The following is a 14,254-nucleotide window of genomic DNA, read 5'->3' as shown; positions in this document are numbered from 1 at the left end:
ACAGGTCCGGTTCGGGGCAGAACCGGCCCCTGATCAGGCGAGGTTCATGGGCAGGGCCACGAACCGTGTCGTGTTGTTGCTTTCAACCCGGAAGAGAACTGCCTTGCGGCCATCCTTTTCCGCCTTGTCCAGCGCCTTCAGCACATCGGACGGGCTGTTGACCTTCATGCCGGCCACTTCCAGGATCACGTCACCGGTGTTGAGGCGCTTTTCGGCTGCCGGGCTTTCCGGGTCGATTTCGGCAATAACCACGCCGTCACCTTCCAGGCCAGCTTCGGCTTTCGTCGTCAGGACCAGGCCGAGATCATCCAGGCTGGTCTTGCTTTCACCGGCCTCCGGCTGAACGGCTGCAACCTGTTCCTGATCCTGCAGGCGGCCCAGTGTCACGGTAACGTCCTCTTTCTGGCCGTCGCGCCAGACCGTGATGTCCACCTGGCTGTCGGGCTCGTATGCCGCAATGATCTTGGACAGCTCGCGCGGGCCCTTCACTTCAGTACCGTCAACGGCAAGGATGGTGTCGCCCGAGCGCAGGCCAGCCTTCTGTGCCGGGCTGTTTTCCTGCGCTTCCGCGACGATGGCGCCGCGGGCCTCTTCGAGGCCAAGGCTCTCCGCGATGTCATCCGTGACGTTCTGAATCTGAACGCCCAACCAGCCGCGAACGACGGTGCCGTCGTCCTTCAGCTCCATGATGACATCCTGCGCGGTCGAAGCCGGAATTGCGAAGGCGATACCGACGTTGCCACCGGACGGCGAGAAGATCGCCGCATTCACACCGATGACTTCGCCATGCATGTTGAAGGCCGGACCACCGGAGTTGCCGCGGTTGACCGGGGCATCGATCTGGATGAAGTCGTCATAAGGGCCGGCGCCGATGTCGCGGCCACGTGCCGAGACGATACCAGCCGTGACGGAGCCGCCGAGACCGAACGGGTTACCGATAGCGACAGTCCATTCGCCGACCTGCGGTGCTTCCTTTGCGAAATCTACATAGGTGAACGTTTCGTCGCTTTCGACTTTCAGAAGGGCCAGATCCGTCCGTTTGTCGGCGCCGATGAGCTTGGCATCATATTCCTTGCCGTCGCGGTCGATCACGGTGAACTCGGTCCCGTTTTCGATCACGTGATGGTTGGTGACGAGGTAACCGTCATCAGAGATGAAGAAGCCGGAGCCCTGGGAAATGCCATACTGGCGCGGGGCACGACGCTGATTTTGTTGCTGGTCACCGCCACCCTTGCCGCCGAACTCGCGGAAGAAGCGCTGGAACGGATGGCCATCAGGCAGGCCCTTGAAGAAGTCTTCGAAATTGTCGTTGCCACCACCGAAGTTCATCATGCGCGGTTCTGCGGCCTGCTTGACCTGAACGCTGACAACCGCCGGGCTGACGGCAGTGACGACGTGGGAGAAGTCCAGCGGAGCCGCGGTATCGACACGGACAGCATCAGCCAGAGCCAACTGGCTCGGAACAATGGTCTGTGCCGTCAGAAGTCCGGCTGCGCCGAGCGCGACGACGCCTGCCAGCAGTTTGGCGCGACGGGAGCGCAGGGGAGAAACTGAGCGACTGTTTTGCATGTTGTCTTCCTCTTTCGAGATAAGGTTTGAAAACCATTTCCTGGACTGCTTGCGGGGAAAGCGCTCCAGGTTCGAAAGTGAAAGTAGGTGAACCAGTCTTACAGGCGCCTGTCGGCGGCATTACGGTTTTGTAAGGTTGGAAGAAATGACAGAAAACGTGAGGAAAACCGCCACGACCGGGGCACAAGTGGCTACGGTTTTTTCCGTCCCGAACATGCACAGAACTGAAAACCGAGTGCAGGAAGCAGGAAACAGCCGGCCAGCGACCCAGGCAGAGTGTTTTCTGCTTCGCGTTATGAGGGGTTCGATTCGCCTGTCAGGGGAAGACGACCGGTGTATCACCCGGCTGCCATCGGTTCCATTTCGGCATCACGGATTGGAACCGGGGCGACACTTCGAAGGCTTCCAGCCAGGCTTTCAGCGACGTCCACTCCTGGCTGTCGAACCAGCTGCGGTCCGAGTTGGCGAACTGACGAACGAACGGCAGGATCGCAAAGTCGGCCAGCGAGGCCTTGCCGCCGAAAAGCCAGGGCGTAGCGGCGAGACGGCTGTCCAGATGCCATAGGAACTCCGCAGCACCGGCTTGCTCTGTTTCCCTGTCAGTGTCCGGATATCTCGTATCGTACTTGTAGCGATCCAGATGGCTTTTGAACGGGCCGTCGCAAACGCCGATCAATTCCAGCATGGCATCGAGATCGCCTTTTTCCGGCTCCAGCCAGTTTTCCGGGTCGGACCGGTCAAGCGCCCAGAGCATGATGTCGAGGCTTTCATCGATCACCGTTTCACCGGTTTTCAGGCAGGGTACCGTTGCCGAGGGAGAAGTTTCCAGAAATTCGGGTGCCTTGTCCCTCAGGACGATTTCCCGCAATTCGACCTGCTCGCCACTTGTGGCAATCGAGAGCCTTGCCCTGATGGCATAGGGGCAGCGGCGGAAAGAATAGAGGATCGGCATCAAGGTTGCGTTCATGCGCGTGGAATGACCCATCGGTGCCTGCAGGTCAACAGTGCCGAAATCACCTTATTGCAACAAAGCACTTGGTGGTTTTCACAGGTTATAAAGGAAATTTGGCGAAACTTATGCCGATAGGGTACGGACATGAGCGACTCGCTTCTTAAGCTTGCCAGGGACAGTTCTTCAGAGAAAAAACACGAGCTTGCCGAGCACGTGACAGGCCTGCTTGTTGCCCGCGCAGACGACCCCGGCTCCGAAGAGACGCATCTTCTGAACAACATGCTCGAGGGCGTCTACGATTCCCTTGCTCACGACGCCAAGCGCAAGATGTCCGAACGTCTTGCAGATGTGCCGTCAATGTCCTCCAAGCTTGCCGCGGCAATGGCCGGCGACGACCTGCCTGTGGCCCAGGCAGTGCTGGAACGCTCCAAGTCGCTTCGCGAAGAAGATCTGCGCAAGATCGCGGAAACCAAGGACCAGGGTTATCTTCTGGCTCTCGCCAAGCGCGACCACGTCAGCAACGATATCAGCAATATTCTGATCAAGCGCGGCAGCAGGGATGTCAAACACACGCTGGCCGCCAACCTCGGCGCCGAGATCACCATGCCGGTGTTCGAAAGCCTGGTGAAGGACATGCCCAAGCAGCTTGGTGATCGCATCAGGCACTTGCGCAAGTCGAACGAGGAGCTGCTGGAAGATCTGTTTCGTGACGACGGTGAAGTCGCTGCCGGCGCGGAACTGTTGAAAAAGCAATCCAAGATCAGCCCGAAGGCGTGGCTGATGGGCATCCGTCTCGGCAAGACGACCCTGAACAAGGCGGTCTACCAGCTGGCCCAGGAACACAATCTTCTCGATGCAGTCGCCTTGCTCTCGTTCTTCTCCGGCCTCGACATGAAATATGTCCACAATCTCATGGTCCGGTTCGATTCCACCGGCATCGCCACCGTCTGCCGGGCCACCGGTATCGGCGCGATGGAATTCCAGGCCGTTTGCAAGGAACGATGCAAGCATCTGAAGTTTCCCGAAAGCACCGGCAGCAAGTGGCTGACGAACTACCACATGCTCGATGACACCGATGCCCGCCGACTTCTGGCGCTCATGAAAATCAGGCTGAAAGCAGCCAAACACGAGAAGGCTGCCTGATCGCCCCGACCCAAGTGCGAAAATCCGTTTCGCGACAGGGCGAAAATTGAGTTTCAAAATCCAAGTCAATTCCAGATTTTTCGCCTAGAACTTGTGCAATTGCATATTTTTCAGGCGACTTCATGCACATCGATCCCAAACCGACCTTCAGAACCGCGTTCGCCCCGGCGTTGCCTTGGCCGCAACCAACCGAAGCGTTTCTGGCCATGGCGGGCGGCGCTGTCGGTATCGGCGCATGCGCCCTGATGGTGTGGTTGATGCATGCATATGGCGGCCTGCCGCTGTTTCTGATGGCGCCTCTTGGTGCGTCTGCCGTACTGGTGTTTGCCGTACCAAACAGCCCGCTTGCACAGCCTTGGTCCGCAATTCTGGGAAACACCTTGTCGGCGGTGTGTGGTGTGGTGGCGCTTGCCTTGCTGCCGTTGGAAACCGCGCCGGTTCTGGCTGTCGCGCTTGCGTTTGCCGCAATGATGCTCGGCCGGGCTCTGCATCCGCCTGGCGGAGCTGTCGCCTTGCTGATTGGCTTGTCGCCTGAGCTTCTGACAGAAACAGGCGCGCTGATGATCGTCTTTAATACAGCCGTGATGACCAGTGTACTGGTGGCGTCCGGCCTGGTGTTTCATCGTTTCTCCGGTCGAAAATATCCGTTCCGGACAAGCCTTTCGCAAAGCGGGCCGCCACCAATGCGACGGCTTGGCCTGACCGAGGAAAATCTGTCGGATCTGCTGTCGAAATTTCACCAGTCGACCAACCTCGGTGCTGTCGATCTTGCCCGGCTTGTGGCCGCTGTCGAGGCAGAGTTGATACAGCCTCCCTTCGAAGGGGTAGCCTGTGCAGATGCGATCGCCCTGGAACACCTTCATGTTGCTCCAGACGCGTCTCTACAGGAAATCCTCAGCAAACTGCAGCAGTCCGAAACATCCAAAGTCGCAGTCGTGAATGCTGACGGCCATCTTGCCGGTCTCATCAACCAGCGCGACCTGCTACGCGTCCTGAGCAAAGGCTTCGGTGACGGATCGAACTTCGCCCCTCCCCTCGCTCGCGACCTCCTGCATGCTCCGGTGACGTCTTTCGACGGCACTCTGCCGCTTGGTGATGCCCTGCATGTGATGGTTCGCGATAATCTGGATCATGTTCCGGTATGCCAGGAGGGAGTGTTCGAAGGTTTTCTGACCCGTTCACTCCTGCTTGAGGCCCTGGTCTGGCCCGCAACGGACAGAAAGGCCGCCTGACGCGGTAAAAGCACAGGGACGCGAAGGGAATTTTCCTGAATGAGCCAAGATGACGAGCTGCCGGGAGACCCTGTCTGCTACGCCGACATGCTGGTGGGCGGATTTGTCGTAGATCAGGAAACCTTTCGCGATGTCAGCCGGTTCCGCAAATCTGAGCGCAGCCGTCTCTATGAAAAGCGGAAGGGACTGACCTGCACGGAGCGGGCGGTAAAGACCGCTGCGCTGATCGATCAGCTTCGCCCCGTCCTTGAAGCAGTCGACTATCAGAGGATCTCGCTCTACTGGCCAATCCGTGGAGAACCGGACCTTCGCCCCCTGATGCAGGAGCTTTGCAACTCGGGCAGGACAGTTCTTCTACCCGTCGTTCTCGAAAAGCAGACACCGCTGGTCTTTCGCCCGTGGCAGCCAGGCTGCAAGATGGTGCGAGGCCTCTGGAACATTCCCGTTCCCGAAGAAGGCCCATCGCAGGTGCCCGAGGTCGTGATCGCCCCCCTGGTTGGTGTCGACGCCCACTTTTATCGCCTCGGCAATGGTGGCGGCTACTACGACCGCACGCTGGCATCGCTGCCGGCCAAACCGCTGACCATCGGGATCGGGTTCGCGTTCTGCAGTCTCAACTCCATCTTTCCAATGCCCTGGGATGTGCCAATGGACAAGGTCGTTCTGGACACCGGGCCTTTGGAAGTTGAACCGGGAAAATGACACTTGCTTCAACCAGTAGTTACCTAATGCAAATCCGTGCAGGGTCTCCCAGAGACTTTATCAAATAAAGTAAACACGCTTGAGGCACACATAAGCGCGCAAAATGTCAGCCTTACCCTGTAATTAATACGGATGGCGCGATAGATTTATCCTTTTTTTATCCTGCGCTTTAGACAGTTGTAAACTGTCTCTGCGGTAGTCCTGTTGCAAGAAAAACGGACAGCTAAAAGATGCTCAACGACCTTCTCAATCTCGCTCAGGAAAGCACCCCGGAAAAACGCCACCAACTGGTGGAACACGTTACCGAGCTTTTTGTGCGTGGCGCGAACAGCTACCAGACAGAAGAAATCGCCCTGTTCAACACGGTGCTGGAAAGCATGCTTCCCACCATGGAGCCTGAACAGAAGAAAGCGATATCCGAACAGCTGGCGCCGATAGACGACACGTCCAACAAGGTCGCCTATGAGCTTGCCCGAGAAGAGATCGACATCGCCAGGCCGATGCTGACGTCCTCAAACGCTCTGAAGACCGAGGATATCCTGCGGCTGGCCAAGACCATGGGTCAGGGGCACCTGCTGGCGATCTCGAAACGCCAGCATCTTGAGGCCAATGTCACCGATGTCCTGCTGGAACGCGGCGAGAACCCGGTCAAGCAATCTGTTGCGGCCAACTCCGGCGCGGAGTTTTCCGAATGGGGCTCTCGCCTGCTGATCAAGCTGGCGGAAAAGGACGAGAAAATCCGCGACGCCATGATGGAGCGCGCGGACATTACCGAGTCGGACTACGACAAACTGATCAACCAGATGCCTGAGGCTCAGCAGGCGAAGATCCGCCAGCTGCGCAAGGAAAACGAAACCCTGATCCAGGATCTCTTCCACAAGGCAAGCAAGGTTGTTGCCAGTTCGAAGCTGGAACGCAAGGCGACCCGTATCAATGCGAAGGTCACCTTGAAGGAAATTCGGGCCGGGCAACGTTCGCTCAGCAAAGCGATCACGCAGCTGTCGCTGTCCAACAACCTGTTCGACATCTGCTTCCTGCTGGCGGAAATGGCCGGGCTGGAGCAGAAATACGTCACCAATGTCATGGTGCGTTACGATTCCACCGGTGTGGCGGTTCTTTGCCGTGCCATGGGAGTGGAAAACGCGGACTACAATGCGCTGTGCAAGGCCCGGGCGATGCACAACAAGCAGCCGCAGTCGACCGCGGAAAACTGGGCGAACGACTACCAGTCGCTGTCAGACCGTGACGCGCGCCGTCTGCTGTCCTTCATGAAGATCCGTCTGCAGACCCTGGAAGGCCAAGCGGCCTGAGGCCGCCTCCCCGCTTCCAGTCAGATCACGCCTCTGCTTTGTCGGGCGACACTTCCCGAGTCACCACCGCAGCGCCCGCTTCCAGGGTGCGATGAACAGGACATTTGTCGGCGATCTCCAGAAGCCGGGTTCGCGTTGCTTCGTCAAGGTTGCCTTCCAGCGTGATCAAGCGCTCGAACCGGTCGATCTTGCCGTTCCGCGACTTCACGCTTTCCGAACACTCTTCACAATCGGCCGCGTGCACCTTGCCGTGCAGAACACGAGTGCCGATCCGTTCGATATCCAGCCCCTTGCGTTCAGCATACATGCGCAACGTCATAACCGTGCAGGCCCCGAGTGCGGCGGACAGATATCCATAGGGCGACGGGCCGCTGTCGAACCCACCGACATCCTTGGGTTCGTCGGCAATCATCCGGTGTACGCCGCTCGTGACCATGACCTGAAACTTGCCCTGGCCGGTCTCCACCACTTCAACACCATCCTTTGCTTCGTCGCCGGCCTGTTCCGCTACCGGATCGAGATAACGCCCGACCCAACCGGCAATCACACGTGCCGCATAGGCCGCGTCCTGGCTCTTTGAAAGAAGATGGTCGGCCGTATCGAGCGACACGAAGCTCTTGGGATGCTTTGCGGCAACGAAAATGCTGGTAGCGTTGTCGATACCGACAACCTCGTCGAGTGGGGCATGCATCACGAGAAGCGCCTTGCCGAGACCAGCGACCTTGTCACGAACCGACTGGGCTTCCAGATCGTCCAGGAACTCCTTGCGAATGGTAAAGTTGCGCCCTTCGAGAGAAACCTCTCCTTCGCCCTGCTCGCGGATCGTCTCTTCCACCCCCTTGAAGCTCCGGATCACATGATCCGCGTCGGAGGGGGCGCCGATCGTCACGACGGCCCGCACTTCGGGAATGTCGGCAGCGACGGACAGAACCGCGGCCCCGCCGAGCGAATGGCCGATCAGGAGCTGTGGAGCCTGATAGTTGCGGCGCAGATAATCTGCAGCCCGCTTCAGGTCTTCGACGTTGGAGGAAAATCCGGTTGAGGCGAAATCGCCGCCGCTGCCGCCGAGGCCGGTGAAATCGAACCGGAGCACGGCAATCCCCTCTTGTGAGAGCGCACTGGCAACGTGGCGGGCGGCAGCGATATCCTTGGAGCAGGTAAAGCAGTGCGCGAACAGGGCGAAAGCCCTGATCTTGCCAGACGGCAGATCCAGACGGGCCGCCAGACTTGCGTCGTGCGCGCCGTCAAATTCCAGTTTCAGCGGATGCTGTCCCATTCTTCTGCCTCCATGCGTTCACTCGGCCACAGGTAAGCACACCTGCCCGTCATGCAAGTCACGCATTGGTGTGAACACAGTGACCGCAGATCTTGAACGGTATGCAGCTGGTGAGGCCGAACACGAACGGCCGGAAGTGTCAGTCGGCCTTGTCCAGCAGCGCCTGCAGCCTACGCTCCTCTTCCGCGGTCAGCTTGGGAGCGGAGACATCGTTGGCAGCAGCGCGATTGCGAGCACGCTTGCGCAGGGCTGCAACAATGGCAATCAGCCCCGCAATGAGGGCAACGGGGCCCGCGGCCCACAGAACGATTGTGTGCCAGGCGAAGCGGGGCTTCAGCAGCACGAATTCGCCATAGCGGGACACAAGGTAATCGATCACCTGCTCGTCACTGTCGCCGGCGACCAGTCGCTCGCGTACCAGGACGCGCAGATCCTTGGCCAGCGGCGCGTCGCTGTCATCGATGGACTGGTTCTGACAGACCATGCAGCGCAGTCCTGCTGACAGTGCCCGGGCACGGCCTTCCAGTACCGGATCGTCCAGAACTTCGTCGGGCGCAACGGCAAGAGCCGGTGCGGCAAGCAGGCTCACACAGAGCAGCAGGGCAAGGAATAGACGCTGTATCATCCGGTCACTCCGCCGCTGCCACACTTTGCTGACGTTTGCGGGCCGGTTTCGGAGCCCCCACGCGCAGCCGCCTGTCGGCAATGGAGAACACCGCACCGAGGGACATGATCACACAGCCAATCCAGATCAGGGTGATCAGCGGCTTGAAATAGACCCGCACGTCGACAGCGCCATCGCCGCGCCCTTCACCGAGCGAGAGATAGACCTGCGAAAACCCTGTCGTATAGATACCGGCTTCCGTTGTTGGCATCTGGCGCGCCGTGTAAATGCGCTTGGAGGGGTCAAGCTCGGCCACCAGGGCTCCGCCCTGACGGATGGAGAAGTGACCGACTTCTTCAGTGTAGTTCGGACCGCGGCGCGGTGCGGCGCCTTCGAAGGTCATCTGGTATCCGGCAAGTTCGACAACATCGCCCGGACGCATTGTGAGGACACGTTCTTCCTGAAATGCGGAAGCCGTGACAATGCCGAGGACAGTAAGGCCGATGCCGAAATGGGCAGTGGCCGTTCCCCAGGCAGATCCCGGCAGGCCAACAAGACGGGCAAACCCGCGCTTGAAACCTATTTCGAAGAATTTGACACGGGTCACGATTTCGGAAATTGCACCCGCCATGACCCAGACCGCCAGCCCAACACCAAGCGGCGCCAACACCTTGTCCATGCCCCAGGCCCAGTAAGTGACCAGCGTCAGCAACAGGGCGAGACCGAAAGCCGCATAAAGCCGCTGGCAGGCCGCGCCAAGATCAGCCCGTTTCCAGGACAGGATCGGACCAAAAGGCACTGCCAGGAGCAGCGGCACCATCAGGGGACCGAACGTCAGGTTGAAGAACGGTGCACCGACTGAAATCTTCTCGCCAGTGACGGCATCAAGCACCAGCGGATAGAGCGTGCCGACAAAGACGGCTGCGCAGGCAGCGGTCAGGAACAGGTTGTTCAGCACCAGACCGCCTTCCCGGCTGATGGGGGCGAACAGCCCTCCCTGCTTCAACATCGGTGCACGCCAGGCGTAAAGGCTGAGCGATCCGCCGATGAAGATGCACAGAAGGCCGAGAATGAAGACGCCGCGGGCCGGGTCGGTGGCAAAGGCATGAACCGAAGTCAGGACGCCTGAACGCACCAGGAAGGTGCCGAGAAGCGACAGGGAAAAGGTGAAGATCGCCAGCAGTACCGTCCAGACCTTCAGCGCCTCGCGCTTTTCCATGACGATTGCCGAGTGCAGCAGAGCCGTGCCCGCAAGCCAGGGCATGAAGCTGGCATTTTCGACCGGATCCCAGAACCACCAGCCACCCCAGCCAAGTTCGTAGTATGCCCAGTAGGAGCCCATCGCGATGCCGAGCGTGAGAAAGCACCAGGCAAGCAATGTCCAGGGCCGCACCCATCGTGCCCAGGCCGCATCGATACGGCCGAGGATAAGTGCAGCCACCGCAAAGGAGAAGGTGATGGAGAAGCCGACATACCCGACGTAAAGCAGAGGCGGGTGAATGGCGAGGCCGATGTCCTGCAGGATCGGGTTCAGGTCAGACCCTTCCAGCGGAGGATTTGCAATCCGGGTAAAAGGGTTGGACGTTGCCAGCAGGAACAGGACAAAACCCGCGGTAACCCAGCCCTGGACGGACAATGTCACCGCTCTCAGGTCGGCCGGCAGGTTGCCCCCGAAGACGCCAACTAGAGCACCGAAGAAAACCAGGATCAGCACCCACAGAAGCATCGAGCCTTCATGGTTTCCCCATACGCCGGTGAACTTGTAGAGCAGGGGTTTTGCCGAATGGCTGTTCTCGACAACGTTCAGCACCGAGAAATCGGAATTGAGATAAGCGCCCGTCAGCACCACAAAGGACAGAAGGACCAGGAGAAAGAGCATCACCGAAACCGGCGGCGCCACCGCCATCAGGCGTTCATCCTTCTGGAGCGCCCCCCAGATCGGCAGAACGGATTGGACAAGTGTCAGCGCGAAGGCCAGCACAAGTGCGTAGTGTCCGAATTCGACAATCATGTCCGTTCCTCTTCCTCACCGGCACTGCGAACAATCAGTTCGCGTTGCCCTCTTCACCTTGCCAGTGTCCCTGCGCCTTCAGCGCTTCGGCCACTTCCTTGGGAATGTAGTTCTCATCGTGCTTGGCCAGCACACTGTCCGCAACGAAAACTCCGTCCGAACCGACGACCCCCTCGGTCACCACGCCCTGCCCTTCCCGGAACAGATCCGGCAGGATGCCCTTGTAGGTGACGGCAACCGTATTGGCCGTGTCGGTTACACGGAAGCTGACTTCGGCATTGTCGGAGCGCACGACCGAGCCTTCCTCGACCAGGCCACCGAGCCGGATCCGCTGCCCGGGCGCAACGCCGTTCTGGGTGATTTCGGTCGGGCTCTGGAAAAACACGATCTCGCTTCTCAGCGCGATCAGAATCAGCGTCAGGGCAATGGCCAGAACCGCGCCAGCCGAACCGATAAGGGTCAATCGTCTTTGTTTGCGTGTCATCAGCGAAGCGTCCGATTTTCAATTCCCCGGCGCAACTGCGCCGCCTGCGGCAGGTCTGCCGCTCAACCGTCAGTTAGACCAAGCTGGCTGGCAGCGTCCTTGATCATGGACAAGTCCTCCGGCTTGTCCGCATATGCCGACAGCGCCTCCTCAAGAGCCTTTTCCGCATCCTGTTTCTTACCCAGAACCATATAGGCACGGATCAGCCGGTTCCACTCCTCCACCGATCCGCCTTCCGTGGACAGACGCTCGGCAAGGCCGGCGACCATGCCGGCGATCATGGCCTGACGGTCATCAGCGGCCATTTCGCTGGCGGCAGCAACCTCTTCCTGGGACGGTCCCGGCAAACTGTTGCCGACCGGTGCGCCGCCTGTCAGCCGGGCCATTTCCTGACGTGCGGCCCCAACCCAGGCTGCGGTCTCATCAGCACCCTGAAGGAGAGCCTGCCAAGCGGCAATCGCGTCTTCCTTGCGGCCTTCCTGGCCAAGCGCCAGTGCGAGAAAGAATCGTGGCTTTACGGCTGCGGGTTCCAGCGACACGGCCTGCTCGAAAGCGGCGCGGGCATCAGCTGTAACCAGACCCTGGTTTGCAATCGTCAGGGCTTCGCCCATATCGGTGAGCCAGGCCTGGTTCGGCCCGAGAATGCGGATTGCATTGGAATAGGCTTTCGCAGAAGCCTGAGGCTGACCGAGCGACAGGTAGACCGGAGCAATGACTGCCCAGCCTTGTCCATCTTCCGGATTTTCCGCCAGATGCCGTTCAACACGGGCAACAAGCAGATCGACGGATTGTTCTTCCGCCGGTGCGCTCAGACGGCTGAGCAACGGCTGGTCGGGAAGATCGGGAGAGCCAAGGACAAGATAAAGTCCGAAAGCTGAGGCTGGCACCGCCAGCAGGGCCAGCCCCTGCGCAAGCTTGAAGCTTCCCCCCTTGGTGCCGTCCTGTATTTTGCTGTCGCCCCTGTCGTGGGCTGCAAGTAGACGGCGCGCGATTTCCGTTCGCGCTGCCTCGGCTGCTTCGGCGTCTATCAGGCCACGTTCGAGTTCCGTCTCGATCGCCGCAAGCTGCTCGCGATAAACCGCTTCGTCCGCACGCGCCGGTGCATCCTCCTGATGGCGCCGTGTGCGCGATAGGGGAATAAGTACCGACAATGTCGCAACCCCGGTCAACAGGGCAATCAGGATCCAGAACACCATGGCCGCACTATAGACAATTCAATGCGGACAAAAGCAAGGTGGCTGGGATGTGACCGGCGGTCGCGGCGCAAACAAATCGGTGAATGAGGCCAGACCTTCAAAACCATTGCGGCAATCGGCTTTGCACTCCGCCGACTTCGAAGGCCTAGCGGGAACCGTCAGCGCCGGCCAAGCGCATTGGCGACCAGTTTGCGTTCCGGACTGGGGCCGGAACTGGCATCGGCCGCGTTCTTGCTCGCTTTTGCATAGGCGGATTGCCGACTGCGGCGCAGCTGCGCGGCGTAATCCGTGCCGAAATAGATCTCCGACAGCATGATGGCGACGTCGGCCGCGGCAATCTGCGCCTCCAGCGCAGGTCCCTTGGATTTGCCAAGATCGGTGATCAGAGAACGGGTCAGGATTTCAAGCGTCTGTTCGACTGCCTGGCGTGTACTTTTGCCGATCTCGTTGACGGCGAAGGTCTCGGAGGCGTTCCGAACCATTGCGACCACGCGCAACGTACGCACGGCGTCATCAATCGCGATCTGGTCGATCTGCAGCTTGCCGTCCTTGTCGAACTTCGGCACCTGCAGGGCGCGCCGCACACTGCTGTGGGCGCTGTTCAATTCCCGGGTAACGACACTGGAGATGCTGCGTTTGGTTTCCGCCAGACGTTTGTGCCACCTGCCGGTGACCGACAGATCCATGTCACGTTCAACTCCGCGGACCAGCAAGTGGTACTCCGACAGCGCCTGAGAAAAGGCCACCGGGTCCGGATTGTTGTTGCGATGTTCGAACGCCAGGATCTGCAGGCGTTCGGCCTCGCTCATGACCACATCAACAAATGGTGCGAACTGCGAACGAGCAATCGCCTTGGGGTCAGGGTCGCCTGCCAGACGTCCGGCGAAGGCACACAAGGCCGAAGGCATGTCCGAGCGGTCTACCAGCGCGGCGGCGATCACCGGAACATGGTCGGGAAACCGTGCGGTGCATTTGTCGACGAGACGCAGCACCTCAGTATCCTGCTTCAACCGATGCTCGTTGATGCGATCCGGTATGTTCTGCAGGAACGGCACCAGCCAACGTTCTGCCGCAAAGATCTTCTGGATGTCCCTGACTTCGGAGATACCGCGTTCGCCGCCAAGTTCGATTGCCATTCGGCGCTTGTCTTTATCGGACGTTTCCGCGCGGCGCAGCATGTCGCCGATGGCGTCCACGGCACGCGAGCGCAGCGCCTGCACCAGGGCATCCACACGCTCACCACTAACGGCAGAATTTCCGGCCTGTTCCAGCACAAGGCGAATGTCGGCAGCCATGACATCACGACCGAGCCAGTTCCAGACACGGTCGAGAATGCCTCGCTGGATTCGGCCCTCCTGCCGCTGTGGCAGCATTTCGTTGATCAGAAAATCATCCAGCGGTGTGAAGAACATCCGCTGGATCTGATTGCGTCGCTGAGCGCCACCCGGCATGCTCGGTGCAACCGGCTGCGGTTTGCGAATGAGTGCCACGGCTGCGGCAAGAACGAGCTGGATATGCGGATCAGCGTGTTTTTGAACCTTGGCGCGTTCCAAATTCCGGACCAGAGCCTCAACCGCCTTGGGGCTCAGACTACGCAAGTAGGTTTTGATTTTGGTTTCAAGCTGGTCCGAATATGTCATTCACAGCGTCAACATCGCGATCCTAGTTACCGCGAGTTTAACGTTAGAAGACTTAAGCAAGTGTTGAGAATAAATACCGGGAACTTAAAGGGCTTCGGACAGCATCACCAGGACACTGTCTCCCTTTGAACCTTT

At 59.4% G+C, this 14,254-nt stretch carries 12 protein-coding genes; 4 read left to right on the top strand and 8 right to left on the bottom strand.

Annotated elements, in window-relative coordinates; genetic code table 11:
- Positions 1-33: 33 nt before the first annotated feature.
- Complete coding sequence (locus J7447_RS03750; RefSeq protein ID WP_022997820.1) at positions 34-1,569, bottom strand: Do family serine endopeptidase; 1,536 nt, start codon at positions 1,567-1,569, stop codon at positions 34-36.
- Between the two features lie 316 nt (positions 1,570-1,885).
- Complete coding sequence (locus J7447_RS03745; RefSeq protein WP_209168774.1) at positions 1,886-2,554, bottom strand: glutathione S-transferase; 669 nt, start codon at positions 2,552-2,554, stop codon at positions 1,886-1,888.
- A 111-nt stretch (positions 2,555-2,665) separates the two neighbouring features.
- Between J7447_RS03745 and J7447_RS03740 the strand changes: the two genes are divergently transcribed.
- From J7447_RS03740 to J7447_RS03725, 4 genes are all read left to right on the top strand, one after another.
- Positions 2,666-3,664 (top strand): DUF2336 domain-containing protein, encoded by a 999-nt coding sequence (locus J7447_RS03740; protein ID WP_209168773.1) that lies wholly within the window; start codon positions 2,666-2,668, stop codon positions 3,662-3,664.
- 122 nt (positions 3,665-3,786) lie between these two features.
- Positions 3,787-4,896 carry an HPP family protein gene (locus J7447_RS03735; RefSeq protein WP_209168772.1) on the top strand — a complete coding sequence of 370 codons (1,110 nt, stop codon included), beginning with the start codon at positions 3,787-3,789 and terminating at the stop codon, positions 4,894-4,896.
- Positions 4,897-4,935: 39 nt separating this feature from the next.
- Positions 4,936-5,598 carry a 5-formyltetrahydrofolate cyclo-ligase gene (locus J7447_RS03730; RefSeq protein ID WP_209168771.1) on the top strand — a complete coding sequence of 221 codons (663 nt, stop codon included), beginning with the start codon at positions 4,936-4,938 and terminating at the stop codon, positions 5,596-5,598.
- Positions 5,599-5,828: 230 nt separating this feature from the next.
- The gene (locus J7447_RS03725; RefSeq protein WP_022997826.1) at positions 5,829-6,908 is read left to right on the top strand and encodes a DUF2336 domain-containing protein; all 1,080 of its coding nucleotides are present in this window, start codon (positions 5,829-5,831) and stop codon (positions 6,906-6,908) included.
- A 25-nt stretch (positions 6,909-6,933) separates the two neighbouring features.
- Here the strand turns inward: J7447_RS03725 and J7447_RS03720 are convergent, their stop codons facing one another.
- The 6 genes from J7447_RS03720 to J7447_RS03695 all read right to left on the bottom strand — a co-directional run bounded on the left by J7447_RS03720 (position 6,934) and on the right by J7447_RS03695 (position 14,119).
- On the bottom strand, positions 6,934-8,184 hold the full coding sequence (locus tag J7447_RS03720) for a bifunctional alpha/beta hydrolase/OsmC family protein (protein WP_209168770.1): 1,251 nt from the start codon (positions 8,182-8,184) through the stop codon (positions 6,934-6,936).
- 139 nt (positions 8,185-8,323) lie between these two features.
- The gene (locus J7447_RS03715; RefSeq protein WP_077290392.1) at positions 8,324-8,809 is read right to left on the bottom strand and encodes a cytochrome c-type biogenesis protein; all 486 of its coding nucleotides are present in this window, start codon (positions 8,807-8,809) and stop codon (positions 8,324-8,326) included.
- 4 nt (positions 8,810-8,813) lie between these two features.
- Complete coding sequence (locus tag J7447_RS03710) at positions 8,814-10,799, bottom strand: heme lyase CcmF/NrfE family subunit (protein WP_209168769.1); 1,986 nt, start codon at positions 10,797-10,799, stop codon at positions 8,814-8,816.
- A gap of 34 nt (positions 10,800-10,833) precedes the next feature.
- Entirely contained in the window at positions 10,834-11,283 is a 450-nt protein-coding gene (ccmE, locus tag J7447_RS03705; protein ID WP_055658701.1) for a cytochrome c maturation protein CcmE, read from the bottom strand.
- Positions 11,284-11,345: 62 nt separating this feature from the next.
- Positions 11,346-12,479, bottom strand: coding sequence for a c-type cytochrome biogenesis protein CcmI (gene ccmI / locus J7447_RS03700; RefSeq protein ID WP_209168768.1), 1,134 nt, complete (start codon positions 12,477-12,479; stop codon positions 11,346-11,348).
- A gap of 158 nt (positions 12,480-12,637) precedes the next feature.
- Positions 12,638-14,119 carry a hypothetical protein gene (locus tag J7447_RS03695; protein WP_022997832.1) on the bottom strand — a complete coding sequence of 494 codons (1,482 nt, stop codon included), beginning with the start codon at positions 14,117-14,119 and terminating at the stop codon, positions 12,638-12,640.
- Positions 14,120-14,254 lie beyond the last annotated feature (135 nt).

The sequence above is a fragment of the Labrenzia sp. R5_0 genome, from assembly GCF_017743835.1.
GTDB lineage: Bacteria > Pseudomonadota > Alphaproteobacteria > Rhizobiales > Stappiaceae > Roseibium > Roseibium algicola.
Note: the sequence above shows the minus strand (reverse complement) of the source record. Positions and strands in the feature narration are given on the sequence as shown.

Bases quoted from the DNA above. Each gene is read 5' to 3' on its own strand.
- ccmI (WP_209168768.1), bottom strand. From the start codon at position 12,479: ATGGTGTTCTGGATCCTGATTGCCCTGTTGACCGGGGTTGCGACATTG.
- ccmE (WP_055658701.1), bottom strand. From the start codon at position 11,283: ATGACACGCAAACAAAGACGATTGACCCTTATCGGTTCGGCTGGCGCG.
- J7447_RS03695 (WP_022997832.1), bottom strand. From the start codon at position 14,119: ATGACATATTCGGACCAGCTTGAAACCAAAATCAAAACCTACTTGCGT.
- J7447_RS03710 (WP_209168769.1), bottom strand. From the start codon at position 10,799: ATGATTGTCGAATTCGGACACTACGCACTTGTGCTGGCCTTCGCGCTG.
- J7447_RS03735 (WP_209168772.1), top strand. From the start codon at position 3,787: ATGCACATCGATCCCAAACCGACCTTCAGAACCGCGTTCGCCCCGGCG.
- J7447_RS03725 (WP_022997826.1), top strand. From the start codon at position 5,829: ATGCTCAACGACCTTCTCAATCTCGCTCAGGAAAGCACCCCGGAAAAA.
- J7447_RS03715 (WP_077290392.1), bottom strand. From the start codon at position 8,809: ATGATACAGCGTCTATTCCTTGCCCTGCTGCTCTGTGTGAGCCTGCTT.
- J7447_RS03750 (WP_022997820.1), bottom strand. From the start codon at position 1,569: ATGCAAAACAGTCGCTCAGTTTCTCCCCTGCGCTCCCGTCGCGCCAAA.
- J7447_RS03745 (WP_209168774.1), bottom strand. From the start codon at position 2,554: ATGGGTCATTCCACGCGCATGAACGCAACCTTGATGCCGATCCTCTAT.
- J7447_RS03740 (WP_209168773.1), top strand. From the start codon at position 2,666: ATGAGCGACTCGCTTCTTAAGCTTGCCAGGGACAGTTCTTCAGAGAAA.
- J7447_RS03730 (WP_209168771.1), top strand. From the start codon at position 4,936: ATGAGCCAAGATGACGAGCTGCCGGGAGACCCTGTCTGCTACGCCGAC.
- J7447_RS03720 (WP_209168770.1), bottom strand. From the start codon at position 8,184: ATGGGACAGCATCCGCTGAAACTGGAATTTGACGGCGCGCACGACGCA.